Origin of the sequence: Mucilaginibacter sp. (assembly GCF_025362475.1) — a bacterium.
GTDB lineage: Bacteria > Bacteroidota > Bacteroidia > Sphingobacteriales > Sphingobacteriaceae > Mucilaginibacter.
In genome coordinates, this window is record NZ_JANYGH010000018.1 from 76,597 (window position 1) to 102,293 (window position 25,697).

General features: G+C 43.9%; 18 protein-coding genes. 12 read left to right on the top strand and 6 right to left on the bottom strand.

What is annotated here, in order from left to right; all coding sequences use genetic code 11:
* Positions 1–38: 38 nt before the first annotated feature.
* The 4 genes from Q0R88_RS06965 (at position 39) to Q0R88_RS06980 (ending at position 4,005) form a co-directional block, all read left to right on the top strand.
* Positions 39–740, top strand: coding sequence for a helix-turn-helix transcriptional regulator (locus tag Q0R88_RS06965; protein ID WP_295714191.1), 702 nt, complete (start codon positions 39–41; stop codon positions 738–740).
* Between the two features lie 199 nt (positions 741–939).
* Positions 940–1,920 carry a membrane dipeptidase gene (locus tag Q0R88_RS06970; protein ID WP_295714194.1) on the top strand — a complete coding sequence of 327 codons (981 nt, stop codon included), beginning with the start codon at positions 940–942 and terminating at the stop codon, positions 1,918–1,920.
* A 245-nt stretch (positions 1,921–2,165) separates the two neighbouring features.
* On the top strand, positions 2,166–3,230 hold the full coding sequence (locus tag Q0R88_RS06975; RefSeq protein ID WP_295714196.1) for a S41 family peptidase: 1,065 nt from the start codon (positions 2,166–2,168) through the stop codon (positions 3,228–3,230).
* Between the two features lie 244 nt (positions 3,231–3,474).
* On the top strand, positions 3,475–4,005 hold the full coding sequence (locus tag Q0R88_RS06980; RefSeq protein ID WP_295714199.1) for a DinB family protein: 531 nt from the start codon (positions 3,475–3,477) through the stop codon (positions 4,003–4,005).
* 179 nt (positions 4,006–4,184) lie between these two features.
* On the opposite strand, the gene Q0R88_RS06985 is transcribed toward Q0R88_RS06980, so the two are convergent.
* A complete protein-coding gene (locus Q0R88_RS06985) occupies positions 4,185–7,106 on the bottom strand; it encodes a gliding motility-associated C-terminal domain-containing protein (protein ID WP_295714201.1) in 2,922 nt (973 codons plus the stop codon).
* A 178-nt stretch (positions 7,107–7,284) separates the two neighbouring features.
* Between Q0R88_RS06985 and Q0R88_RS06990 the strand changes: the two genes are divergently transcribed.
* Positions 7,285–8,220 (top strand): DUF5996 family protein, encoded by a 936-nt coding sequence (locus Q0R88_RS06990; protein ID WP_295714204.1) that lies wholly within the window; start codon positions 7,285–7,287, stop codon positions 8,218–8,220.
* A 24-nt stretch (positions 8,221–8,244) separates the two neighbouring features.
* Here Q0R88_RS06990 and Q0R88_RS06995 read toward each other — a convergent pair whose 3' ends face one another.
* The 4 genes from Q0R88_RS06995 to Q0R88_RS07010 all read right to left on the bottom strand — a co-directional run bounded on the left by Q0R88_RS06995 (position 8,245) and on the right by Q0R88_RS07010 (position 15,156).
* Positions 8,245–9,552, bottom strand: a complete 1,308-nt coding sequence (locus Q0R88_RS06995; protein WP_295714206.1) for a metallophosphoesterase — start codon at positions 9,550–9,552, stop codon at positions 8,245–8,247.
* A 130-nt stretch (positions 9,553–9,682) separates the two neighbouring features.
* Complete coding sequence (locus Q0R88_RS07000; RefSeq protein WP_295714209.1) at positions 9,683–10,924, bottom strand: membrane dipeptidase; 1,242 nt, start codon at positions 10,922–10,924, stop codon at positions 9,683–9,685.
* Positions 10,925–11,686: 762 nt separating this feature from the next.
* Positions 11,687–11,824 carry a hypothetical protein gene (locus Q0R88_RS07005; RefSeq protein WP_295714212.1) on the bottom strand — a complete coding sequence of 46 codons (138 nt, stop codon included), beginning with the start codon at positions 11,822–11,824 and terminating at the stop codon, positions 11,687–11,689.
* 80 nt (positions 11,825–11,904) lie between these two features.
* Positions 11,905–15,156 (bottom strand): VIT domain-containing protein, encoded by a 3,252-nt coding sequence (locus Q0R88_RS07010; RefSeq protein ID WP_295714215.1) that lies wholly within the window; start codon positions 15,154–15,156, stop codon positions 11,905–11,907.
* Between the two features lie 183 nt (positions 15,157–15,339).
* Between Q0R88_RS07010 and Q0R88_RS07015 the strand changes: the two genes are divergently transcribed.
* Together Q0R88_RS07015 and Q0R88_RS07020 are read left to right on the top strand one after the other, a co-directional pair.
* Entirely contained in the window at positions 15,340–15,849 is a 510-nt protein-coding gene (locus Q0R88_RS07015; RefSeq protein ID WP_295714217.1) for a hypothetical protein, read from the top strand.
* An 87-nt stretch (positions 15,850–15,936) separates the two neighbouring features.
* Positions 15,937–16,377: a cupin domain-containing protein gene (locus Q0R88_RS07020; RefSeq protein WP_295714220.1), complete on the top strand. Its 441-nt coding sequence runs from the start codon at positions 15,937–15,939 to the stop codon at positions 16,375–16,377.
* Positions 16,378–16,883: 506 nt separating this feature from the next.
* Here the strand turns inward: Q0R88_RS07020 and Q0R88_RS07025 are convergent.
* A complete protein-coding gene (locus Q0R88_RS07025; protein ID WP_295714225.1) occupies positions 16,884–17,828 on the bottom strand; it encodes a LysR family transcriptional regulator in 945 nt (314 codons plus the stop codon).
* Between the two features lie 91 nt (positions 17,829–17,919).
* Between Q0R88_RS07025 and Q0R88_RS07030 the strand changes: the two genes are divergently transcribed.
* The 5 genes from Q0R88_RS07030 (at position 17,920) to Q0R88_RS07050 (ending at position 25,654) form a co-directional block, all read left to right on the top strand.
* Positions 17,920–19,320 carry a TolC family protein gene (locus Q0R88_RS07030; RefSeq protein ID WP_295714228.1) on the top strand — a complete coding sequence of 467 codons (1,401 nt, stop codon included), beginning with the start codon at positions 17,920–17,922 and terminating at the stop codon, positions 19,318–19,320.
* A 19-nt stretch (positions 19,321–19,339) separates the two neighbouring features.
* Complete coding sequence (locus Q0R88_RS07035; RefSeq protein ID WP_295714230.1) at positions 19,340–22,588, top strand: efflux RND transporter permease subunit; 3,249 nt, start codon at positions 19,340–19,342, stop codon at positions 22,586–22,588.
* Positions 22,581–23,708, top strand: coding sequence for an efflux RND transporter periplasmic adaptor subunit (locus tag Q0R88_RS07040; protein ID WP_295714232.1), 1,128 nt, complete (start codon positions 22,581–22,583; stop codon positions 23,706–23,708). The genes Q0R88_RS07035 and Q0R88_RS07040 overlap by 8 nt, the downstream gene beginning before the upstream one ends.
* 87 nt (positions 23,709–23,795) lie before the next feature.
* Positions 23,796–24,494, top strand: a complete 699-nt coding sequence (locus tag Q0R88_RS07045) for a head GIN domain-containing protein (protein ID WP_295714235.1) — start codon at positions 23,796–23,798, stop codon at positions 24,492–24,494.
* Positions 24,495–24,778: 284 nt separating this feature from the next.
* The gene (locus tag Q0R88_RS07050; protein WP_295714239.1) at positions 24,779–25,654 is read left to right on the top strand and encodes an alpha/beta hydrolase; all 876 of its coding nucleotides are present in this window, start codon (positions 24,779–24,781) and stop codon (positions 25,652–25,654) included.
* Positions 25,655–25,697: the final 43 nt, after the last annotated feature.

Genomic DNA, 25,697 nt, shown 5'->3' on the forward strand with positions numbered 1-25,697 from the left:
GTAATATAAACAAGAGAATAAAGAAATAAATATTACCAATGGAAAAAATTAAAGCTGTTAGAGAGGCTTTGAATCTCAAACAAAATGAGTTTGCCACGGCATTAAAGATTACTCAATCTTATCTTTCAGCGCTTGAAACAGGCCGAAAAAACGTAACAAATAAGATTGTCGAAATTTTGATAGAAAAATTCAAGATTTCTCCAGAATGGTACTACAATAACAATGGTGATATTTTTAATAGTTCTATGGGTAATATAATTGGGGAAACTAATGGGGAAAACGATGTTCAACTACAAAAGGACTATGTAACAAATCCACCTGCAAAAGAAATTTTGTATAAAGGCTACTATGAAGAGAATAAAATTGACTTTTACTATAGGCATCCAGACCGCCAACTCAATAAATTACTATCCGTGTCCATTACCGAACTAAAGCAGGCTTTTACCGATTATTCAAAGCTTGTTAAGGTATCTGAAAGTTTTGGCGCGCCGGATTTTATTCGTGAAAAGTTCCCTTTAGGCTCAAATTTCAAGGATTACAAAAAAGAATTTGATTTTGATTTTGGAGAAAGTCATAATCATATAACCGATAAAAAACTTTTAAAATGCTTTTTATTGGTTGCTTATGAAAGTGAAATTGAGGGTGATAGAATGGCCATTTCTCAATTAATCAATTACATGGATATGTATGCTGATTTTTATAAGGGATATACTAAAGAGAGCCAATTTAATAAGAGTTGAGTTATACATTTATACTGTTTTGAGTATAATTACTATAGGTAAAACCGATCAAAATTATACTCAAATTATACAAAATAGTAATTAAGTTAACAATTTGACTGACTTTTTTGTACCCACCATAAAAGCAAAAAGCGCCCTATCTAACTCAAAAACGCCATTTTTTGCCATTTTGCCATTTTATATTATGTTAACATTTTAAATGAGCCCCTATACATTCGCTGTAGATTATCAAAAATTACAAAACCCCGGAGAAGCCTACGAACGGTTTAAGAATGGCCTGGCTTCTATGGACCAGCAGCTGGCCCGCAACGGCATGAAGCGCGCTCTGAACCTTGCCGATCTACTTGCGGCCCACAAAAAACACCAGCCCACCGTGATCCAATCAGTAGAGGGCGGTCACTTTCTTGAAGGCCAGCTGGAGCGCCTTAGCGAAGCTTATGACCGGGGCTTACGCCACCTAACACTGCTTCATGACAGCGATGCATCAGCACCACTGGGCGATGTTTTCACCAACCCCGCGCGTTGGGGCGGCCTCACCACTTTCGGTGCCAGCGTGATTAGGGAATGTAACCGCCTGGGCATTCTTGTAGACCTTGGGCACGCCAGCACAGAGACGGTGGCCGCCGCGCTCAAAGTGGCGAAACATCCGGTGATCATCTCCCATACAGGACTTGATACCCAGCTGGGACAGAACCAAAATATGGCCCGAATGATGAAGCCAAGGCTCATAAGCAAGGAGCAGGCTAAAATTGTGGCAGACACGGGCGGCGTGATTGGTGTATGGACACATTTAGCCGACTCCGCATTGGAGTACGCCCAAAATATCCGTGCCCTGGTACATGTTGTAGGTATCGACCATGTTTGCATCGGCACCGATACCAAATTGACCTCGCCATATAGGCCAGCCGGTAACTTAGGCCCTAAACCTGGTGTTGATCCTGGTGATCGCCATGATGGGCCGCCCATGGATAAAGGTCACGATGGTACAGGCGGCAACGGTCAAAATGGCGGCAGGATCGGCGAGCGCACAAACCAGGCCTGGGCAGATCAGAAATCCGGTTTCTATTACACCGTGGTTGATGCAATGTTAAAAACCGGCTTTACTGCCGATGAAATAGGTAAAGTAGGCGGCGGTAACTTCTGCCGTGTGTTTGATGCAGCAACAGTTGGGAAGAGTTAAGGGTTCGAATGTTCCCGTCCCCGCGGGGTTTCTCAAAGAGGCCCCCGCGGTAGCACTAAGGCTGTATCTACACAACATTAATGCAGGCATGCTCCAATATCAACTACACAAAATAAAAACATCAGTTGAAATATCTCCTCTTGTTGGATATGCCACAATAATCCAATTTACACAGCAATTATTTTCTTATTTTTATTGTTCAGATACCGATCCACCGGCATGGAACAACTGAAAATCACCCCATTATGAAGAAAATAATTTACCTGATCTGCCTTATCTCCACGCTAACCGTACGCGCGCAACAACCAGCTCAGCCGCCTAAACTTACAGCTGCAGAACGAAACACGGTGATAGACACGCTGATTGCGAAAATTAACGCCCTTTATGTTTATGAAGACCTGGCAAAAAAAATGACTAAGGCCATTCGCCAACATCAGCAGCATCACAATTACGATACAATTAGCAGCCGGGAAGTGCTCGCTAAAACATTAACTGCTGACCTCCATGCCGCCAATAACGACGGACATTTAGGCGTAGAGTATTCGGCTACTCCTATCGGTGATGAAAAACCGGAAGCTCCTTCGCAAGCAGATGCCGACGCGTTCCGAAAGACCTGGGCTCGCAGTAATTTCAATTTTAAGAAAGTCGAAATACTTGATGGCAATATCGGCCTCCTGCAGGTTGATACATTTTTCCCCTCAGATTGGATCAAGGACCTTGCCCAGTCCTCCATGACGTTTCTCGCCAATTCCGACGCCATCATCATTGACATCCGCAACAACCACGGTTTTGCCGACGGCGGCTATTTGATCGCCAGTTATTTTTTTGGCGATCCGGTACACTGGAATGATAACTATGACCGCGACGCAAAAACGCTGCGCCAGTCATGGACGTTGCCGGTTGTTCCCGGTCCCAAACTGGTTGATAAGGACATTTATATCCTCGTCAGTAAAGACTGCTTTTCAGCATCGGAAGATTTTGCTTACAATATGCAGGCGCTGGGCCGTGCAAAAGTGATCGGCGAGGTCACCGGCGGGGGCGCTCATCCAACTAAGCCCTACAAGATTGGCACTTATTTTTTAGCGGATATTCCATTTGCTTACAGTGTAAACCCGGTTACACACACCGACTGGGAAGGAAAAGGCGTTCAGCCAGATGTGAAAGTTCCCGCTAACAAAGCCCTGTTGACCGCGCAGATCATGGCCATCCGGGCGGTGATAAAACGTAATCCCAACGATAAAGACCGCATAGCCGGCTTGCAGCAGGTGATCGCTGAGAAAGAAAAAAAACTGGAGGCATTAAAAAATTAGAAAGAGATGAAACTACCCGCCAGTTCTATCCTGTCCAAGCTGCCCCGCAGGTCAATCTTTCACCGTCCCCGAGGGGACGAAAATAGGACCCCGCGGGGACGAAATGTTGACCAATCAATTTTCTGCGTCACCTGCCAAAGTCCCCCAAGCTGCCAGCAGGTCAATCTTTTATGATTTATTAACCTGCCTATTTGGTTGTTTTACATTAAATAGTCGAACTTTGTTTTCATAAACCACCATGATTATGAGAACTTTAAAACTACTAACTACGTTGTGCCTTATTTTAGGCTTCACGGGCTTTGCTAAAGCACAAACAAGCACCGCCGATTTGGTGAAAGAATGGGAACGGGCAAAAACCTACACCAAAGAGTACCTGGATGCCATGACCGAAACTGGTTATGCCTTAAAGCCCACGCCCGAAATGCGTTCATTTGCCGAGCAGATGCTTCACCTTAGCGATGCCAACCTTGGATTTGCTTCAGGTGCATCGGGCGAAAAAAGCCCTTACGCCCCCGGCGCGTTGGAAAAATCAACCGACAAATCAAAAGCAGCTGTTACTAAAGCCGTGATGGAAAGTTATGATTTTGCCATAAACGCGCTTAAAAAGTTAACGCCCCAACAATTGGATGAGCAAATTAAACTTTTCGGCAGTATGGATCTTACAAGGAGAATGGCGTTTACCAAAGCTTTTGAGCACCAAACGCATCACAGGGGCCAAACTACCGTTTACTTACGCCTGGCCGGTGTTAAACCACCACAGGAAAAATTGTTTTAAGCAACCCAAGCAGGTTTAAAAAGCTTCATCTCCGCAGGCTTCTCATTGAAAGAACCCTGCGGAGTACTTTTCAGTATCTACCCAAATTCACTCAGTCTTTTATCTCCACAAAACTATGCCGTTTCCCAAAGCGATAAGTGCCAACACCCCGGTACCAAGCGATAAATCGGCGAATCATCCTATCTTAAAATAGTAACATTGCCGGATAGTTTTTGGTTGCCATCTTTAATATTAATGATGTAATAATAAACGCCTGGTGGTAATGGTTTACCGCCATAAGTACCATCCCAGGGTTTAGTATAGCCTGTGGATTGCATGATCCTGTTGCCATAGCGGTTAAAAACACTTACGAGGCAATCCGGATAATAAGAAAGATTTGGAATACTCCAGGTATCATTAACGCCATCGCCATTGGGCGTAAAAATATTGGCAACGGTTATGGCGAGCGGCGGCAATACGTTAATTGTTACAATATTGCTCGTAGCAGGCAGCGTACAGGCATTACTTACCGTAATAGTGCAGGTAACTTCGTCCCCGTTTTTAAAGATTGTACTTGTGAATGTACTTTGGTTTGAACCTGCATTTACGCCATTTACTTTCCATTGATAGGCTGTAACCAATGGCGCGTTTTGAGTAGTAGCCGTTAAAGTAATGGCTGTGCCCGAGTAAACATCATTAGCAGATGCTGCTATTGCCACAGTTGGTGCCGGATCAAGCGCTGATAATACCCCCACATTTATAACATTCGATTTTGCCGGCACCGGACCGGCGCAGCTACTGTTATTGGTGAGTGTGCAGGATACCTGGTCGCCATCTGCAAGGGTATTACTTGTAAAAGTTGCCGTATTGGTACCGGCATCTAAACCGTTTACCCGCCATTGGTAAGTTGGATTTGTACCTGCATCTGTTTGTAAAGCTGTAAACAAAACCGGGGTGCCCGCGCAATTGGGGGTAGGTATTGAAGCACTTATGGTTATGGCAGGCTGTGGCACCGCGCCCACAGTTAACTCCTGGGTAAGCACCTCGCCATTACTGGTTGCAGTTATAGTTGCTGTACCCGGGGCAACTATATGAATTTTACCGTTGATGATGGTTGCCACGGCGGTATTGCCGCTTACATAGGCAATTGATTTGGTACTTGTTGCACCGGGATCAAAATCATTATCGCAGGTTAATTTTAATGGGATGCCGCCAAATGCCAATAAGGGAGTTACTGTAAACTCCTGCGTAACAGGAGCTGCCGCAACATGCAATGCATCACCCGCTTGCGAAGCAGTAATAAGTGTAGTGCCGATCCCGGTAATATGGACCTTCCCGTTAACGATGGTTGCTACCTGCGGATTGCTGCTTGTATAAGTAACCGGAAAAGCAGAAACATTGCTTGTTGCCCCGGGACTGAAATCGCCATCGTTCAGGTGTTTAACTGGTGGTGCTACAAATGCGATCTCTTCCTTCTGGTAAACCGTAAGTATTCGGGATACAGGAGCGGCTGTACTATAATTACCATTACCCGCCTGGCTAACGGTAATGGTTGAATAACCTACACCTATCAACTGGATGTGCCCATCGGCAGTAATTATCGCTGCAGCGGGATTACTGCTGGTATAAATAAGCGGGGTTTCTTTATTGGTACTACTGGCAGTCAGGATTATCAAATTTTGAACAGCGTCGCCAAGCGGAGGAAAAGTAATTATTGATGGCTTAAGCGTGGTTAAACTTACCTGTATGTTTACCACAGTGCTGCTGCTACCCCCTGCATTATGCGCGGTAATGGTATAATCGGTAGCAGGTGATATTGCAGTAGGCGTGCCGGTGATAGCTCCCGTTTGGGGGTTAAATACTAAGCCGGCGGGCAGAGGCTTATCAATGCTATACCCCGTTAAAGTTATTTTTCTGATTTGATAATTGGCGTAATCTGTTATAAATAAATTCCCGTTTACATCAAAAGTCAATCCTACTGGAAAATTAAAGCTTGCCGCAGTACCTATTCCGTCTGCATAGCCTGGGCTTCCGGTACCTGCAAAAGTTGTTACATCGCCGGCCGGGGTAATTTTTCTTATGGAATGATTTTTATTATCGACTACAAACAAATTATCGGTTGCATCAATCGCTATGCCTGTGGGGTAATTAAAGCTTGCAGCTGTTTTAAACCCATCACTTTTACCTGCCGCACCACTGCCCGCAAATGTTGTAACAGTACCATCGGGGGCTACTTTTCTGATCAGGTTGTTTTTGGTATCGGCTATATACCCATTGCCCTGCTTATCAATAGTCAAACCATCAGGATTATTAAAGCTGGCTGTCATGCCGGGTCCGTTATTTGACCCGGCAATGCCGCTGCCCGCAATTGTTTTAACCACGCCGGCAGGAGTGATCATACGGATGCTGTTATTTAGCTGATCGGCAACATAAATATTCCCGGACTTATCAATTACCAGGCCACCCGGCGAATTAAATGAAGCAGCAGTGCCGGTTCCATCCGTATTACCCGCAGTGCCGCTACCTGCAAAAACCGATACCACTCCAGCCGGAGTAATTTTGAGAATATCATTACTGGCGAAATCAGAAACGTAAATATAGCCCTGGTCATCAACTATTAATGCCGATGGGTTACGGGTGTGAGAAATGGTATGTACAACAGCCCCCTGCGAAATTTGCCTGATAGCTCCGCTGCCATAATCTGAAACATAGATATACCCTGCCGCGTCGGCGCCAATTCCCGATGGTAAATTAAAACCGGCATCCAAGCCCTGAGCATCATGAGTAACGGGCGCCCCCCCGCCTGCAAATGTGCTTACCTGTCCATAAACTCCGGGCAGCACCGGGCCACCAGTATTTACAGGCAGCAAAGGTGCAATGGGGGTATTTATAACATAAGCCTGGGGACTTTGATATTTAATGTCGGGGGCCAAAACAGTTGGTAATGCATTGCCTTTAATACTGGCTATCGCAGCATTTATTTTAGGCGATAATTGGGCTTTATTATTAACACTGTAGCTTTGTAAATACAGGTAATTTTTATCTGGTGACTGCGCATAGGTATCAAAGAAGAAAATTATATTAACTAAAAACAGTAAAAAGTTGGTAAAAATTTTATTCATAAAAACCTCCTACACTGATCATGTAATATATGTACCAAAATATAGGTTTTTGGTGGATATTTGCAAGGTTGTTAATAAATACTTTTATTTAACAAACGCAGCCACAACACCATGAAACACAAGCCAAAAGACAAAAACATAATACCCCATCTCACTGTTTACATTTAAACTATTTCTCATGACAGATCATACCACCTCAACCTGGCCAGCTTTGGATTTTCATGCCATTAAAGACACCATTGCTACGGTACACATGTATACTCAAATAGTTGGCAAAATAAGGCTGCAGAAGATGCCCTGGATAAACCATTCGTGGCAGGTAACGCTGTATGTAAGCCCCACAGGATTAACTACGGGTAGTATGCCATATGATGGCGGCGTTTTCCAGATCGATCTGGATTTTATCAGTCATGAGGTGCAAATCATCACCAGTACGGGAATAAAACTCCATTTTACACTTGGCACCCAAACGGTAGCCGGCTTTTATGGCCAACTGATGGATAATATACAAAAAGCCGGCGTAAATGTAGCTATTTACCCCGTGCCCAATGAGGTTGACCCTGCCGTACCTTTTGCAGAAAATCATACACCCTGCGGTTACAATGCTGCCCTGATGCACAATTTTTGGCAGGCGCTGGTCAGGATCCATAATGTGTTTACTGATTTCAGGGCTGGGTTTCAGGGGAAGAACAGCCCGGTACACTTTTTCTGGGGCGCGTTTGACCTGGCCGTTACCCGGTTTTCTGGCAGACCGGCTCCTCAACATCCCGGAGGAATGCCCAATATACCCAAGGCTGTTATGCAGGAAGCTTACTCGCAGGAGGTAAGCTCATGTGGCTTTTGGCCCGGCTCGGCCGATTTTCCTCATGCTGTGTTTTATGCATACTGCTATCCTACTCCTGATGATTTTAAAAACCAGCAGATAGCACCTCCAGAAGCATTTTATAGCGCCGAAATGGGTGAGTTTTTATTAACCTATGAATCTGTACAGCGATCTGCCAAACCAGAAGAAACATTGCTGAAATTTATGCAATCCACTTATGACGCGGCAGCCAAAACCGGCAACTGGGACAAAAACCTTCAATGCGACTTATCGGCATTAAAAAACAGTTAACATAATAAGCACAAACCTCCATTATCAACCACCGATAGCATCCTTTAGCCACGCGCCAAAAAGAGACAACTGCAATGCTGCCGGTTGATTGCCGTTGATGGTATGATCTGTAATGCTGGTTCCTTTTAGTATTCCAGTGGTGGTATCTATTGTCCAGGTTTCGTCAAGTACTTTTCGGCCGGCGCCACTGCCCCCGTTATCATCAAAATAGCCGATGGTTAATTGGTTGGCCTGTAGGGTTAGGATGACATAACCATTGTGCCCCAAAGCGATATTGCCTTTAACTACCTGGCGTTTACGCTGATCATAAAGAACCAGGTTGCGGTTTTCGTGACTGGCTGGAACGTTATTCCTTGGTTTTTTGATGCCCCCATCGGGATTATAGAGTTCAACCGGCATGCCACCGTTGCCTATACAGCGGGCAAAAATGTTTGAGCCGTTATCAAGCTTGTTGGGGCCATATACCGAAAACCAGTGTTCGTGCCCCCACAACCACAAAATATCCCGGCCGGGCGACATCAGAGACGAAATAAATTTAGCCGGATTTGGAAATTCATCTTCAAATGCCGAAAAACACTGGTGATGAGATAGGATGATGATCCCTCTTTTATCCTCGTTAAGTTTAACCGTATTCTGCAGCCAATCCTTCTGTTCCGGAGTAAGATCAAGCTTTTTATTTGGGCTAAGGCCCAGGAACCCGGTTAGGGAATCATAACCTGTATCAAGCCCTATAATGCGCCAGTGGTCATTTTCAAGGCAAAAAAAACTCGCTTGCTGTACCTGCACCGGCAAATCCTGATTTTCTACATAGGTGCCCATATAGGGCAGTAATTGGGTAAAATAACTTTGCCCGTTTGAGTACATTTCATGATTACCAACCATAGCAAAACTGCCCAGGGTGCCATAAGGCCAGGTACCGCCCTCATCGGTATTAAAATTTTCGGCAATCTCCTTTTCGTTGCCTACATAATAAGTATCTCCCAAATGGATGCTATAATCCTGGATGCCCGCCTGCTGTGCAATCAGCTGCGCTTCGGCGGTATCTGCGGCCCAGTCGCTCAACAGGGCAACGGTAACCGGATCTGCAGAGGGCTTTTGAATTTTAAAGATGCCATTATTATTTTGGGGATCATGGTAATAAGGATAGGGCTTAAACTTGTTTTTGCCAATGCTGCTAACATTCTTTTTTATCCACGCCCATTTATTTTCTGCTATAAGTCCATCCATGTTGTATGCCGGCGGCGCCTTTACAACGCTTTCCTTGATAGACCGCAAATTATTGGCCAGCGGTGTTGTACCGCTTAACCCTAAAAGTTCGTTTTTATCTCTCATATTAATGTGCTTTACGTATCACCGTTATATATGGACAGCCAGGTTGTAAAAGGAAGTAATACCGGCTACGCAATTTCCTTAGTTCAGTTCCATTTTTATATATGCCGTTAAGGGCCTGTGGGTATATCAATTATTTTTTACCCCAGCCGTTCTTTAATACCCTCATATAATTTGCCCAGCCAATTTTGTCGATATCATCGCGGCTAATACCGGGGATACGACTAATGGCATTTACCAGGTCCTTCATCATTCTTGCCCCGCCAAGGTCACTCGGAATGGTGGTGAATCCATCCAGATCAGACCCAATTGCAATATGATCATAGGTGCCTTTAACGCCATTACTATCGGGCACATCGCGTATAAATACCATGGTTTCAATTACTGCTTGTATACCAGGTCTGAAATCGTCATCGCCGGTAAGCCAGTAATCCATAAAAATTACGCCCAAAACACCCCCGCAATCTTTTATTGCCCTGATATCGCTTGCATCGGGCAGAAATGCAGCATAATTATCGGGCATATCCGGATTATGTTTTTTTGCTACCTCCCTAACCCCGGTATGCGCAAATACCAATGGCCGCTTTTTATCAAGCCGTAAATTATTTCTGTCGTAAATCATTTGCTTGGCTTTAGGGTGGCAATGCACCAGGTCAATAATAATCCCTAGTTCCAGCATTTTGTCAATAATGCCAATCGCTAAATCACCGTTATACCCCAGCGGGTAGGTATTATACTTATCGGGTTCATAATCCAGCTCGAAGGCCAGTTTGGGCGGTACTCCACCTGATGAGGATACCAGTATATTTTCAAAAAAGTGCCCTAATGTTATCTGGCAAACGCCCATGTTAAAAAAATACTCCAGGTTTTTTTCAACAGTAACATTAGCAATTGGGTTATTACCTAAACAATGCGCCCCCTCAATACTATGCAGAAAAATAGTTGTCCCATTATTTATTTTATTCAGTATATCACTATAACTGGTTGCAATGGATACATTTTTACCGCTCCTGATAGCAACATTAATATCCTCCGCAAACATGTTGATATAGGATTTCATTTGCTCAAACGAAGCCGTAGGGGTTGATTTATCTTCTATAATTTGTGGCAGCCTGCTGCATACAATCCGCAATAAACCGCGCAGTAACGTAAACAGCACGTTTCGCATTTGATCTGATTCCAGCTCGGCTTCGGGCAGGTAATAAACAGATACCGCTATACCCACATTGCCCCGCTGCATCTGATCGATGTTTACAAAACAATTTTCACTAAACTCATAATTTGTGGGATTCACTTCGTCATAAACATGGTGCGAGGGAAACAGCCAGGTTTTTAAAGCCGGATGACAGTGGATGTCAATTACTTGTTGTTCCATAGGATGCAAAGTTTAAAGCTTGTTGTTATTAGTATCCGTGTTAATTGTTTTATAATAAAACTAACAGTTGCCGTTTTATCGTACTTAAAACAGCTATTTAATACCTTTTTAAATCAAGTTCAGCTTAGCCACATCACGCAGGATATTTCGATATTGTACCTTCCTGCCGGCCAATTGGGACTGTAAGGGGGTACAGTGCGGCGCGCAAGGAATAGTACAGCAATATTTTATATCCTGGTTATTATCATCTTGTTGGATAATCTAATTTCAAATGGGTTCACGCAATAATTGTTAAGATGGTAGAGGCCTGGCTTATTTATTAACTAAAGCTATATACAAAAAGACTAAACTGCAAATGTAAATATCAAATAAACAGCTGTTTAGGCTAAATAATATATATTTATATTCAAAACATTCAATCGTCATTATAAATAACTACCGGGCGATTGAACGCCTGCCTTGTGGACAGTCCTTTTCATTAGGTCAATACTCGATTTGAAGGGTCAGGCAAATTATCATTTTTTATAGAGCCATAGGCTCGAACATATTATAGCAACGGATTTTAATCCGTTGATCATAAACCAAAATGAAAAATGAGTGCCGTAGGCACGGCGTATATCTTTTAAGTAGATACCAGCATTTTTCATTTATTGCATGTTGAATAACCGTAACCAGCTGGGTATATGGGCCGAACCTATGGTTCTTTTTATAGGCTGCTTCTTTTCAACGGATTAAAATCCGTTGTTACAATATTAGCCGTGGCTACGCCACTGGTTTATTTAAAAGTATAATATTGATGTGTTCTAAAAAATTAAAAAAGGCCATCATGCCGATCTGCATCGGCATGATGGCCTGTAAAGCGTCAACCTTGCTGATAGGATGCTGAAATAAATTCAGCATGACTATTCGTTAAAATAACGAATAGTCATCTTCTGAACACTTGCGGTGAAAAAAAGCGCCCCACGAAAAGCAAAACTCATTTATTTAAAATCCAGGTCCCCAATATATACCGCCCCTTTGGCATCTTTTTTCATTTGCAATACAATAAGCTCCTTTTTTTCCTGTGGGGTTCCATAATGGGTAAACAGCTCGGCCATGATAGTTGTAGGGCCGGCAATGGTTGCCTGCCTGTCGCCATAGTAATTGATCTCGATTTTGTAAGTTCCCTTGATCGCCTTTTTCAACAGGAACTGCTCCGGACCAAAACCCTGGGTCATATCCTGCGAGATGCGCCCGCCAATTTCGGTGCGGTTGTGGCCGTAATAACATTTTTCGTTATTAGGGTCGGTTACCCAAAGGTCAATATCGGTGTTGTTCATGTTCCAGTCCATTACAATGCGAATATCTGCCGGCAATGATTTTATCACCGTTTTAGAAACACCAGAAAGCTTAAGGTCTGATTTATTTAAGGCAATAATTCTGTTTATTTCTGGCAAAAATACTTCCTCTATGCCATTGTAAAGGCGTTCTGCTTCGGGGGTATAGGTCCTTTTCATGGCGGCATAAAGTACATCTAAAGCTTTTTGATGTTCGCCGGCATCTTCTAAGGCCAGCCCATAGTCTCGGTAACTTTGCGGATCTAAAGGGCGTAATTCCATAACTTTTTTAAACGCGAATAGCTCACCCTCCACATCGCCCAGTTGCTTTAATTTATAGCCCAGCATTTTATAAAGCTCATAGCTCCCCAGGTCCAACTCGGCCAAATTGCTTAATATGCGCTCGCCCAGTTCCTTGTTCCCGGCGTTCATAAAATAGCCGGCCACATCAAAATAGTAAACGGGGTTTCCGCTAAAAGCTTGCCGCAACTCCAGGTATTTCTGGTATTGGCCAGCTTTGTCTGTTTTTTGGATAGTTTTTAAGTAATCGGCCGCAGCGGGGTTATAGGCTATATTAATCCCTCCATTTTTATCTGCACGGTTAATCACAGAATCCGCATGGGCTGCTCTACCCTTTTTTGTAGTTACTACGATGACACCATTGCTGGCCCTGGCTCCGTAAATAGCAGTTGTATTGGCATTCTTTACTACATTTATGGATGCAATATAGTTAGGATCTATATTTGGCGGACTGCTGCTTGCTACCCCATCTACAACGTATAATGGTTGACCGTTACCCATTGTTGCTGCCCCGCGGATACGTACTTCTGCATTTGCGCCGGGAGCACCTGAGTTTCCAACACTAAGCCCCGCTGCCCGACCTTGTAAAAAACCCGGTTGTACAGTTGACAGAGATCCTGTAACCGCAGTTTTTCTTTGTGCTCCATACCCCACTACAACAACTTCATTAAGCTGACTAGAATTTGACGAAGCCGCGTTTGCCTTATATTGTACTGCCTCGTCTGAGACCACCTGTATGTCTGGATTTCCTACCGGTTCAGCTATTTGTAAAGATGCAACCACGGCAGGTGCACTTTGATGAACTCTTTGCTTGCTCTTAGGTTTGGGTTTAACCGCAAGCTTGATATCGGCATTCCACCATTGGGTTAATTCCTTGAGTGTGGTTTCTGCCATGCTGAGGTCTTTTTGCCGGGCTTGCACATTATTGGGTGCCCTTTGTTTCATAATGGCATCATACTGTTCGCGCAATTCGGCTGGCGGCTCAATGTCGTATTGGATATAATCGTACACGGTTTCTAAAACAATGAGGGAGGTGTTACGGGTAACTATACCAAAACGTTTGCCCAATGATTCAATGTCCTGCCGGTTGGCGTTATAGTTAATATCCTGTTCGCTTATCTTTTTTTGCGCCCATAGTTTGGCCACATTAACATCATCAACGGTATTTTTTGCCAGGTCAAGCGCAATCACTTTTTCATAACTTACCTTATCGCCATAGCCATATTGTAAAGTAATGCTTTGGTTAGGATTGCGGGTAATCCCCGCTATTGAAAATGTGCCACCAACTGCAACCGGTAAGGAAGGGTAATTTTCTTCGACCGACGCCCCGGCCTTAATCCCTAAAAAATGCAGGGGCTGCGTAGTTAAACTTTTTAAGGCCTTGGCGTTATCATCCCCGGTAAGGTCAATTAGTTCGCCATGTGTTTTCAGGGCAATCAGTTTCAGGTTACTATAATCGGCCGCTGCTGATGAATTGATACAATAAACGGGCTTGTTACTTAATTTAATGGTCTTTTCGCCAAAGGTTTGATGCCCATCGCTCATTAGTAAAAACTCATCGGCGGGGTATTGCGTTAAATTGATGTTCCCTAAATTGGTAGCCCCATCATAGGTGGTATGCTCCAGTTGGTTTTTAAGGGCCGACCAGTCGCCATTGCTTATGGTATATGCTTTAGTACTTAAAATGGTGTTGCTAAAGGTTACCAGGGTAACTTCGGCATTGTTTATCTTTCTGAAATAGGCATCCAGCAACGCAAATTCCTTTTTGCTATCGCGATTGGCACCACTTAAGGATGCATCCCAAAGCAAACCTATGCGGTGTGGAGCCGGTTTGTTTATACTTTGCGATTGCAGGGTAGTATTGATGAAATAATAATACTTATTGCCTTGTGTCTGTATCATTACCTCGTTTGCATCCGATGGTTTGGGGATCAAAAATGAAATGGGATGGTTTGGAGTGTAATTAGTTTTCTCTATAGAAGCCGTGTAGGTATTTTGATGGTTATCAAACTGCAGGTTATCATCATTGGAGTTATCAGCAACCGGGGCAGTTACGCTTTGAATTACAGCAGCATTCAGCGAAAATTTATCTACTGTATCTTTTACGTTGAGCGGTAAGGTAAATTTAAGATTGCCATTATCTGCCAGTGGCATCTCTTCTTCGTAGCCAATAATTACCGTACGGGTACTGTGCGGATTAATGGGATAGATGCGGGTACGAAAAGTATTACCCTCTACTTTTTCAAGTAATCCAGGATCAACCCGTCGGCGTTCAATAGCTTCAAAAACTACGGTACCCTTCCCCCTGTCAACCGGAACGGCCTCGCGCATTTTGCCATTAATATCTAAAGCATACCGACTGATGCTCACACCATCCTTAAGCGGAAAAGTGAGCGTCCCTTCCAAAATACGCGAAGTAGAATTAAAGAAAGTCATTTGCCAGGTAGTACGGCTGATATTACCGTAAATAGCAACATCAATTTTTAGCTGCTGCAGCTTTACGCCATTATTGCTTTTACCATCTACAGTAAGCTGCGGCGTTTGGGCGAAGGCGGTTGATAGCTGTAACGTGAAGAGTATAATTACCGATAAAAGGAATGAATTTAGTTTTTTCATGGACTGCTTATTTCCTGTAGGATGCAGGGATTAAAAACATTCCATAAATGATTTTGAAAAAAACTTAAAGTAATCGTCCGTGCTAAATAAATGCCAGGCAAAGTTTATTTATGCAGGTTAAATTATTTAGATATTCGCTATATTACCTCGACAAACCTTAAACACTTTTATAAGCATTCCCAAATGAAAATAATTATACGCGCGGGCCTCATTTTGCTTTTTTGCCTTGTTTTAAAAACCGGCGCAAATGCACAAAACAAAATTGATGAAACTAATTTAATAACCCGCCTATCCGGATTAAACAACCTCACCGCCGACGAAGCAGGCAAATATTTTACAGATCAGGGTTATACTTTGTTGAGCAAGCAAAGCATACCACAAGCTACTTATACCATGGATTTGTATAAGTATAAGCTGAAGAATAGTTATTTATTAACAGTTATAACAGGCAGCGTGGCCGGGTCGGGAATTATTACCTACAATGAAGATGATTATACGCAAGCTTTAAAAATAATTAAGGATATGGGATTTACACCGGGCGAAGCTACAAGCCCCGAGTCGGGAAAAACGCTTTTTGCGAAGGGGGATTTGCGTTTTATAATACAAAAGAAAACAACCGGCGATAAAACATTTTATGTAATGATGTTGAACGATCTTTTAAAGATAGCGAAGCTGGCAGGGTTGAAAAAATAAGGTGAGGCAGCGGTTTGTTAGATGCCGCTGAAATTTTTTAATTTTAAACGTGCATGGCTGTCCCTGGCCTGTTAAACCTGATAAATTATGTTTCCTTCATTTAAAGAAAAGATCACTATAGGTAGTTTACAACTGAATTTCCTGGTCGACGGTGAGGATACCGACGGAACACTTGTATTATTTGAAATGCTGGTTCCCCCACAGGCCAAAATACCAGCGCCGCACTTTCACGTGGAAGTGGATGAAACCCTCTACATTATGGAAGGTACCCTGACCCAGCTTTACGGCACAGAAACCCTTGAACTAAAGGCAGGTGATAAATTGTTTATAAAACGGGGCACGGTGCATGGCTTTAGCAACCCGCATACCGAAACCGCACGTGTCCTTTGCGCACTGTCACCGGCTTCCATAGGCCCGGCCTATTTTCGTGAAATTGCCGATGTGATCAATGCCGGCGGTCCGCCTGATATTACAAGGATTTTAGCCATCATGAAACATCACGGACTGGAACCTGTGAAGAACGTATAAATATCAGTATAGTAAAACCTGGGGCAATACTCAATAGCCCACTTAAGGCTTGCTGTGCTGCAGATGGCATGTCGGCGAAACCCCTCCCTGCCATTACGCGCATTACAGCCGCACCCCTCCCGTTGGGAGGGAATTAAAAAAACGTTGATAAAAAAAAAGCGGAGGCAATGTGCGATTCCTTCCTCGGGGAAGGAGGAGGTAGGGGTTAGATCAAGCGTTCAAATACCGCTGCAGATGGCATGTCGGTGAAACCCCTCCCCGCCGTTACGCGCATTTCAGCCGCACCCCTCCCGTTGGGAGGGAATTAAAAAAAACGTTGATATAAAAAAGCGGGGGCAATGTGCGATTCCTTCCTCGGGGAAGGAGGAGGAAGGGGTTAGATCAGCATTTAAATACCGCCTCAGATGGCATGTCGGCGAAACCCCTCCCTGCTATTGTGCGCATTATAGCCGCACCCCTCCCGTTGGGAGGGAATTTAAAAACCGTTGATAAAACCTTCCGTTGCTTTACACCACTTCTGCCATTGGCGCAAAAGCTTTTTCGTCTTTCCCTATCATGCCATTGATAGAAAAATGCATTTTCAAACACTCTAAAAAGTTTTGAATGGCGGGTGTTTGCTTAATAGTTGCGGCGTACCATGCCCGTTTTGCAACGCTGTGATGCAATGGTTTTGTAACAATATTACGACCATTGAGGTATGGTTTCACAATCCAGTCGGCCATAACGCTGATTCCAAGGCCGGCATTTACCATCTCAATGGTGGCGTCGGTGTAATGGATCCGGTGCAAAGTTTTGGGCTTTACCTGCTGCGCCTGGATCAATGATTCTATCACCGGGGTGTCCTGGTAAGAGGGATCATAGAGGGGCAAAATAAGCTCTTCACCCTGAAAATCTGCCACGTTAATTACGTCCTTTTTTGCCAGCGGATGGTCCTTACAAATGATGGCTACCAGGTGATCTTCGAAGATGTGTTCGTAGGTTATTTTGGGGTTGATCATCTGCGTGCGCACGATACCAATATCCAATTCTCCACGCATCAAATACTCCAGCGGACGGCGCGTTGCATCCGATAAAATGTGGATATTGATATCAGGCCAGCGGTTTTTGTAATATTTAATGATGCCGGGCAGCCAATGATAAGCGGTGTAACATTGCATACTGATGGTCAGTTTTCCGGTCTTCCCGTTCTTGTAATTCTGGATATCTTCTTCCAAAGAATTGATCTCGGCGAGGATCTTTTCGGCGCTTCTCAGGAAGCGATAACCGTGCTCAGAAAGGTGCAGTTTTTTCCCCTGCCTATGAAAAACTTCGATGTCCATTTCGCGCTCCAATTCTTTCAATTGATGGCTCAATGCCGACTGTGTAAGATGCAAAGTTGCGGCCGCTTTGGTGAGCGATCCCTCCTTCGAAATGGTATCAACCAAACGAAAATGATGTAGCGCAATATTCATATATTAGTTTTTCTAATGATTATGACAAAATTAATTCATTTTTCTAATATATGGTATACATCTACATTTGCGGTGTACAAATTACACCACAATGTTACAGATACCTTCAAAACAACTACTTCTGTTTTTAGGTGTTTTTTATGTCATACACGCTCAGGCTCAGCAAAAGGTTCTCAATATTAAAGACGCTGAACAAATGGCACTCGCTAATTACGGTACCATTAAGTCGAAAGCAAACCAGCTAAACGCTGCAAAGGCATACTTAAAAGAAACACGTACAGAATATCTACCAGATGTAAGCATCTCGGCCCAACAAGACTACGGAACCGCAAACGGACAAAATGGTCCGCTGTTTGGTTACCATGGTTTATCAGTTGCCTCATCAGGCCCTGCACTACCTAAGCAGAACTGGAACTCGGCTTTCGGCTCACTTTACCTCAGCAACGTAAGCTGGGATTTTTTCAGCTTTGGTAAAGCCAAAGAGAAAGTGAAAGTACAGCGTTCTGTAGTAACCCGCGAAGAAAGCGATTTATCGCAGGAGCAATTTCAGCATCAAATACGTGTGGCAAGCACCTATCTTAACTTATTGGCGGCTCAGCAACTGGCAAAGGCACAGCAGGATAACCTTAAGCGGGCAATTGATCTGCAAGCGGTTGTTGTTGCCCGGGTAAAAAACGGCCTTAACGCAGGCGTTGATTCATCTTTAGCTAATGCCGAGGTATCCAACGCGAAGATAGCGTTAACCAATACCCAGCAAACCGAGCAGGAACAAAGTAACCAGCTGTCTATCTACCTGGGCATACCCGCCCAGGAGTTTGCACTCGATAGCGCTTTTATTACCAAAGCACCCGCAAACCTGGCCGCACAAAGCGCGGTTGCCATTACAGATCATCCGTCATTACGTTATTTCCAGAACCGCCTGGGGGTGAGCGATGAGCAAGTTAAATATTTAAAAACCTTTGCACTGCCAACCTTTAGCCTGTTTGGTGTTTACCAGGGCAGGGGATCGGGCTTTAATTCTGATTACGGCACTGATCAATCAAGTTTCAGCAGCAGTTACGGAGCTGGGGCCAACCCAACCCGTTACAATTACCTTGTAGGTGTGGCTATGGCCTGGAATTTAACTACCATTTTCAGAACACATTACCAGGTGCAGTCACAAAAATACACTTCGGCACAATACAGAAATGACTACGACCTAGTTACCCAGCAACTACAGGCCCAGCAGGTATTAGCAGAAACCCGCATCGGCAACGCGCTTAAAAATTACCAGGAAGTACCTGTTGAAGTTAGAGCCGCCAGTGATGCCTATACCCAAAAGTATGCCTTGTATAAAAACGGGCTATCAAACATTGTTGATTTTACGCAGGCCCTTTACACACTTAACCGCGCCGAAATTGACAAATACATCGCATCAAACAACGTATGGCAGGCACTGCTTTATAAAGCTGCCGCTACCGGCGACTTTGGCTTATTTATAAATAATTTTTAATAACAGATACACATATATAATGGGAATGATAAAAGGGGCGCTTCAAAAACCAATTACCATATTGGTTATAGTAGCCGGGTTGTTTTTTTTCGGGATAAATGCGGTACGTACCATTAAGATCGACATTTTTCCTGATCTTAACCTGCCGGTTATCTATGTATCCCATCCTTACGGCGGTTTTACCCCAAACCAGATGGAGGCTTACTTTGGTAAGCAATATGTTAACCTGCTGCTGTTTGTTTCGGGCGTTAAAAGCATCGAAACAAAAAACATACAGGGTTTAACATTAATAAAAGTTACTTTTTACGAGGGAACCAACATGGCGCAGGCCGCGGCCGAGGTCACGAGTTATACCAATCGAGCCCAGGCCAGCTTTCCGCCAGGTTCGCAGCCACCGTTTATCTTAAGGTTTGATGCTTCTACCCTGCCTGTTGGGCAGCTGGTATTGAGCAGCCCCAAACGGAGCAATAATGAACTGCTTGATTATGCCCTGGTATATGTGCGGTCGTCCTTTACATCTATCCCCGGTTTGGTTGCCCCTGCCCCATTTGGTGGTAACCAGCGGTCTGTAGTGATCAAGGTTGATCCCGGTTTGTTACGCTCGCATAATTTAACGCCCGACCAGATTGTGGCCGCCCTGCGCGAAAACAACCTGAACACTCCGGCCGGTAACGTGCGCATAGGCGATATTAATTACCTCACCCCATCCAACACCACCATTAAGGAGATCAAGGATTTTGGTGATATCCCACTGTATAAAAACGGCATCCAAACCGTATTTATGCGTGATGTAGCCAACGTTGAAGATGGCGCGGATATTACAAACGGTTACGCGCTTATTAATGGCAAACGGTCGGTTTACCTGCCTATCACCAAATCGGCAACGGCATCTACCTGGGAAGTAGTTCAAAATCTAAAAAAAGCGCTTCCGCGTTTCCAGGCTTTGCTCCCTCCTGATGTTAAGCTATCGTTTGTGTTTGATCAATCGGTATATGTAATTAACGCGGTAAAAAGTTTGGCCGAAGAAGGCGCTATAGGCGCTGTACTTACCGGTTTAATGGTATTATTGTTCCTGGGCGATAAGCGCGGCGCGTTAATTGTAATATTAACTATCCCAACCTGTATCATATCTGCCATATTCTTCCTGGCCTTGTTTCATCAAACCATAAACATCATGACGCTGAGCGGTCTTTCGCTGGCTATTGGTATCCTGGTAGATGAATCAACAGTAACCATCGAGAATATTCACCAGCACTTTGATATGGGCAAACCCAAAGCATTAGCTATATGGGATGCCTGTAAAGAGATAGCGTTCCCTAAATTACTTATCCTGTTCTGTATCCTGGCGGTATTTGCGCCGGCTTTCACCATGACAGGTATACCGGGCGCATTATTCCTGCCACTGGCTTTGGCTATTGGTTTCTCCATGATCATATCGTACTTTTTGGCTCAAACCTTTGTACCCATCATGGCAAACTGGATCATGGTGAACAAGCATGAAGATCACAGCCATCCGGATGGATTTGCACTGGAGGATGAAGGCGAACCATGGGAGCAGAAAGAAAAGGCTATGAAAATAGCACTTGAACATCCGGGCGAAAAAGCAACCCGCTTTGATAAATTCAGAGACAGCTTTATGCGCCTGATGGATAAGATGCTGCCCAACCGCAAATTACTGGTAACCCTATATGTTATTACAGCATTCGGACTTGCTTTTTTCCTATTCAACATTATTGGCCGCGATGTATTGCCTAAGGTTAACTCCGGCACTTTCCAGGTACGTTTACGCGCCCCGGATGGTACCCGTTTAGAACGTACAGAAGTAATTGCAATTAAAGCCGAGCATATATTGGCCAACCTGGTGGGTAAAAACCACATTGCCATAACCTCTACCTTTGTAGGATCGCACCCTTCGTCTTTTTCAACTAACCCTATTTATTTGTTTATGGCGGGCCCACAGGAGGCTGTAATGCAGATAAGCTTAACAGAAGATTATAAAGTACCCAACCTTGATAATCTGAAAGAAAGATTCAGAATCGCGATTCACAAAGAAATACCCGGTATTAAGCTTTCTTTTGAACCTATAGAGCTTACCGATAAAATTTTAAGCCAGGGATCGCCAACGCCTATTGAAATTGCCCTATCAGGCAAAAACAAAAAACAAAACCAGGAGTATGCCTTTAAAATACTGGATAAATTAAAAGACATCAATTATTTACGTGATGCGCAGATTGCCCAGTCGTTCAATTACCCATCTATAGATATTAATATAGACAGGCAACGGGCCGCGCAGTTAGGTGTTGGGTTAAGTGATATTTCCCGCTCACTTGTGGCCTCTACGTCATCATCAAGGTTTACCGAGAAGAATGTGTGGCTTGATCAAAAGATAGGCTTAAGCTACCAGGTACAGGTACAAATACCGGAGTATCAAATGTCGAGCCTGAATGATGTCCGCGAGATCCCGGTATTAAACAACCAGGCCCGGCCGGTGTTAAGTGATGTGGCCGATATTAAAACCGGTGTAACCAATGGCGAAAATGATAATATAGGCGCTATACCTACGTTATCAGTAACAGCCAACCTGTTTAACAAGGATTTGGGTACCGCCACAACCGACGTGCAAAAAGCAATTAACTCATTAGGTAAGCCACCCCGTGGTTTAACTGTAGAGATGCGCGGCATGAGCCAAACCTTAACCGATACGCTTGATAGCCTGCAATCGGGATTAATGGTAGCCATTTTGGTGATCTTCCTGATGCTGGCGGCCAACTTCCAATCGTTCAAAATGTCGTTAGTTGTATTATCAACTGTGCCGGCTGTATTGTTTGGATCGTTGTTACTGGTTAAAATTACAGGCGCTACGCTCAACCTTCAATCATACATGGGTATGATCATGTCGGTAGGTGTATCTATATCAAACGCGGTATTACTGATAACCAATGCCGAAGAATTACGCAAGCACAATGGCGACGCCTTAAAATCAGCCCGCGAAGCAGTTGCTTTACGTATACGCCCAATATTAATGACCAGTTTGGCTATGATTGTGGGAATGATCCCGATGGCCTCAGGTTTAGGCGAAGGCGGAGACCAGACATCGCCACTTGGTCGCGCTGTTATTGGCGGTTTAGTAGCCTCTACGTTTGCGGCTTTGTTAATACTACCTTTGGTTTTTGCCTGGGTACAGGGCAATGCCACCACCCAATCTGTTTCGTTAGACCCTGAAGATAAAGAAAGTAAATTTTATGTCCCTTTGCATCATCATGAATAAATTTAAAAATACATCATTACTAATCCTCGCAGGGTTAGCCATAACCATCAGCTCGTTGAGCTCATGCCAGTCGGGCGCTAAAGAAAAAGAACAGCCCTCCGAAGAGGAACAACAAGAACAGGCGGTTGAAACACCAACGGTTGATCTTGTACCTGTAACCAAAGGCAAGCTGAGCAACAGTATTGCCATTCCGGGCGAACTGATTCCTTACCAGCAGGTTGACCTGTATGCAAAGGTTAACAGCTACGTGAAAAAATTGCTTGTTGATATCGGTTCAGAAGTACATGCCGGGCAATTGCTGGTAGTATTGGAAGCCCCAGAGATCAACTCACAATTAGCCGGTGCACAATCACGCATCAAGCAATATGAGGCAGTTTACTATGCCAGTAAAGCCACTTATGACAGGTTGGTAAATACCAGCAAAACCCCGGGTACCATTTCGCTGAACGACCTGGAACAGGCCGAAGCGAAGAAAAATGCCGATATGGCTAATGTGGAATCTGCTAAATCAGCATTGAAAGAAGTTTCGGCTAATTTGGCTTACCTGGAAATCAGGGCGCCTTTTGATGGCGTGATCACCAGCCGCAATGTAAACCTGGGTGCTTATGTTGGCCCCGGAGGTAAAGGATCTGACCCATTGTTTACCTTACAGGATCAAAAAAGACTCCGTTTAGTGGTATCTATCCCAGAAAACTCTACCGGCTTTTTAAGCAATAAAAGTGAAGTAAACTTTACGGTAAAAGCATTACCTAACCAGAAATTTACCGCCCAGGTAAAACGTATGGCCGGCGCGCTTGACGAAAAACTAAGAGCCGAGCGTTTAGAAATGGACGTTTACAATAAAGATAAAAAACTGTTGCCACACATGTTTGCCGAGGTTAATGTACCCCTGCCAGCCGGCGATAGTACTTTTGTGGTACCTAAAACAGCTGTTGTAACCTCTACCGAAAAGGTGTTTGTAGTGAAGGTGGTAAACCACAAGGCGCAATGGGTTGATGTAAAAAAAGGATTTACCTCTGGCGATATGATAGAGATCTACGGCAATCTTAGTCCTGATGAAAAACTGGTAAAAGTAGCCAGCGACGAGATCAGGGACGGATCAACGGTAAAAGACAAATAGTGTTGATGGACTGGGGAAGAAAAGGGAAAATGATATAGCCTGCAACGTTTTATAAGTGGCTGCGTCTTATAAAGAAAAAAGGTGATCATGAAAAAACTTATCTTCTCTGGAATGGCATTGCTGCTTACAGTGTCCATGGCTTTTAATTCATCGGCACAAACAGTTACAAGAAATGTTTCGGGTTATACCGGCGTTAGTTGTGGCGGCCCGTTTAATGTATTTATAAAGATAGATGGTACAGAAAGCATCAAGCTTGATGTAGACGCCAATGTGGTAAACGATATTAAAACAGAAGTAGAAAACGGTGTGTTGAAGGTGGAGTTTAAAGATCACTGGAGAAATCACCGTAATATTCAAAGGGCCAATATCTATATCACTGCAAAAACATTAGCGTACCTGGGCAACAGCGGATCGGGCAATACCACGGTTGATGGTGTAATGAGCGCTCAAAACGCCAGGGTAGCCTTAAGCGGATCGGGCAATATCAAAACAGCGGTTAAATCCAGCACGCTTGATTTAAGCCTCAGCGGATCGGGTTCAATTGATATTAAAGGCAGCGCCGGCACGGCTGATATACATATTGCAGGCTCTGGCGAGGTGAACGGGAAAGACTTAAAAACACAAACGGTTGAAGCCAGGATTTCAGGCTCGGGCAGTGTAAATATAATTGCTGATAAAACCGTTTCAGCCAGTATTGCAGGCTCGGGCAGCGTACAATATTCCGGCAATGCTACAACCGGAACTACACACTACGCAGGATCTGGAAGAGTAAATAAGGTTGACTAAAAGATACTATTCGTTTTTAATTATAAAAGGACTGCTTAATCGAGCGGTCCTTTTTTTATAAGTATTTCCGGGATTATTATTACTTTGCCTATATCTTAGAAGCTGATTCTGAAGGGGGAATGCCATCGATTTAATCCGGATCCCGAAACAAGTTCGGGATGACTTCCGTTTCAGTTTACTGTCATAATCTGCCTCCAAAATGTCGTTTTTACACCGCCTATAATCCTCATATTCCTTCGATATTTGTATTGTCAATAAAATCAAAACAATTTAAATAACGCATTATGAAAAGAGCAATTAAAGGGTTTAATGTCCTCAAACCGGGACTATTAATCGCTACTCTATTTTTTACGGTGTTTCAGTCTAAAGGCCAACAGCTTAAACCTGCAAACAGTGGCTATGCGCCTGTTAATGGCATCAAAGTTTACTATGAGGTATATGGCGAGGGTAAGCCCCTCGTTTTGCTGCATGGTGCTTTTATGACCATTGAGATGAATTGGGGACAATTAATACCCGAATTGTCAAAAACAAGAAAGGTGATTGCTATTGAATTGCAGGGACATGGGCACACCCCGTTTTCGGACAGAAAATTAGACATTACTACCCTGGCAAGTGATGTGGAAGGAGTAATGAACCACTTAAAAATTGACAGTGCCGATGTTGCAGGATATAGCATGGGTGGCTCGGTGGCTTACCAGTTGGTAGTAAAAAGCCCTAAACGGGTAAAAAAATTAGTGATCATTTCTTCTACCTACAAAACCAGTGGCTGGCTGCCCGTTGTAAATAATGGGTTTAAAGGTTTTAAGCCTGAATTTTTTAACAATACTCCTCTGCAAGTGGCCTATGACGCAGTAGCACCCGACAAAACAAAATGGACAAAGTTCATAGAACAAATGATTGTTTTTGCCGGAGAACCCTTTAACGTGGGCGATGCCAATATTGCGAAAATTACTTCACCGGTATTGCTTATATCGGGCGACAATGATGGCCTGGACAAAGTGGAGTTGATGAAAACCTACCAATTACTGGGAGGTGGAATAGCTGCTGATTTGGCGCCGATGCCAAAATCGCATTTGGCCGTTGTTCCTTCGCAGGGGCATGTCAGTCTAATGATGCAGACGAAAATAATATTAGGTTACCTGGATGATTTTTTAAAATAACAAAATCGTATATGCCGTAAGTTTGGGATTGCTTCGTACCTCG

Excerpts from the sequence above, each read along its gene's own strand:
- Q0R88_RS06965 (WP_295714191.1), top strand. The coding sequence starts at position 39 with ATGGAAAAAATTAAAGCTGTTAGAGAGGCTTTGAATCTCAAACAAAAT.
- Q0R88_RS06970 (WP_295714194.1), top strand. The coding sequence starts at position 940 with ATGAGCCCCTATACATTCGCTGTAGATTATCAAAAATTACAAAACCCC.
- Q0R88_RS06975 (WP_295714196.1), top strand. The coding sequence starts at position 2,166 with ATGAAGAAAATAATTTACCTGATCTGCCTTATCTCCACGCTAACCGTA.
- Q0R88_RS06980 (WP_295714199.1), top strand. The coding sequence starts at position 3,475 with ATGAGAACTTTAAAACTACTAACTACGTTGTGCCTTATTTTAGGCTTC.
- Q0R88_RS06985 (WP_295714201.1), bottom strand. The coding sequence starts at position 7,106 with ATGAATAAAATTTTTACCAACTTTTTACTGTTTTTAGTTAATATAATT.
- Q0R88_RS06990 (WP_295714204.1), top strand. The coding sequence starts at position 7,285 with ATGACAGATCATACCACCTCAACCTGGCCAGCTTTGGATTTTCATGCC.
- Q0R88_RS06995 (WP_295714206.1), bottom strand. The coding sequence starts at position 9,552 with ATGAGAGATAAAAACGAACTTTTAGGGTTAAGCGGTACAACACCGCTG.
- Q0R88_RS07000 (WP_295714209.1), bottom strand. The coding sequence starts at position 10,924 with ATGGAACAACAAGTAATTGACATCCACTGTCATCCGGCTTTAAAAACC.
- Q0R88_RS07005 (WP_295714212.1), bottom strand. The coding sequence starts at position 11,824 with ATGCTGAATTTATTTCAGCATCCTATCAGCAAGGTTGACGCTTTACAG.
- Q0R88_RS07010 (WP_295714215.1), bottom strand. The coding sequence starts at position 15,156 with ATGAAAAAACTAAATTCATTCCTTTTATCGGTAATTATACTCTTCACG.
- Q0R88_RS07015 (WP_295714217.1), top strand. The coding sequence starts at position 15,340 with ATGAAAATAATTATACGCGCGGGCCTCATTTTGCTTTTTTGCCTTGTT.
- Q0R88_RS07020 (WP_295714220.1), top strand. The coding sequence starts at position 15,937 with ATGTTTCCTTCATTTAAAGAAAAGATCACTATAGGTAGTTTACAACTG.
- Q0R88_RS07025 (WP_295714225.1), bottom strand. The coding sequence starts at position 17,828 with ATGAATATTGCGCTACATCATTTTCGTTTGGTTGATACCATTTCGAAG.
- Q0R88_RS07030 (WP_295714228.1), top strand. The coding sequence starts at position 17,920 with ATGTTACAGATACCTTCAAAACAACTACTTCTGTTTTTAGGTGTTTTT.
- Q0R88_RS07035 (WP_295714230.1), top strand. The coding sequence starts at position 19,340 with ATGGGAATGATAAAAGGGGCGCTTCAAAAACCAATTACCATATTGGTT.
- Q0R88_RS07040 (WP_295714232.1), top strand. The coding sequence starts at position 22,581 with ATGAATAAATTTAAAAATACATCATTACTAATCCTCGCAGGGTTAGCC.
- Q0R88_RS07045 (WP_295714235.1), top strand. The coding sequence starts at position 23,796 with ATGAAAAAACTTATCTTCTCTGGAATGGCATTGCTGCTTACAGTGTCC.
- Q0R88_RS07050 (WP_295714239.1), top strand. The coding sequence starts at position 24,779 with ATGAAAAGAGCAATTAAAGGGTTTAATGTCCTCAAACCGGGACTATTA.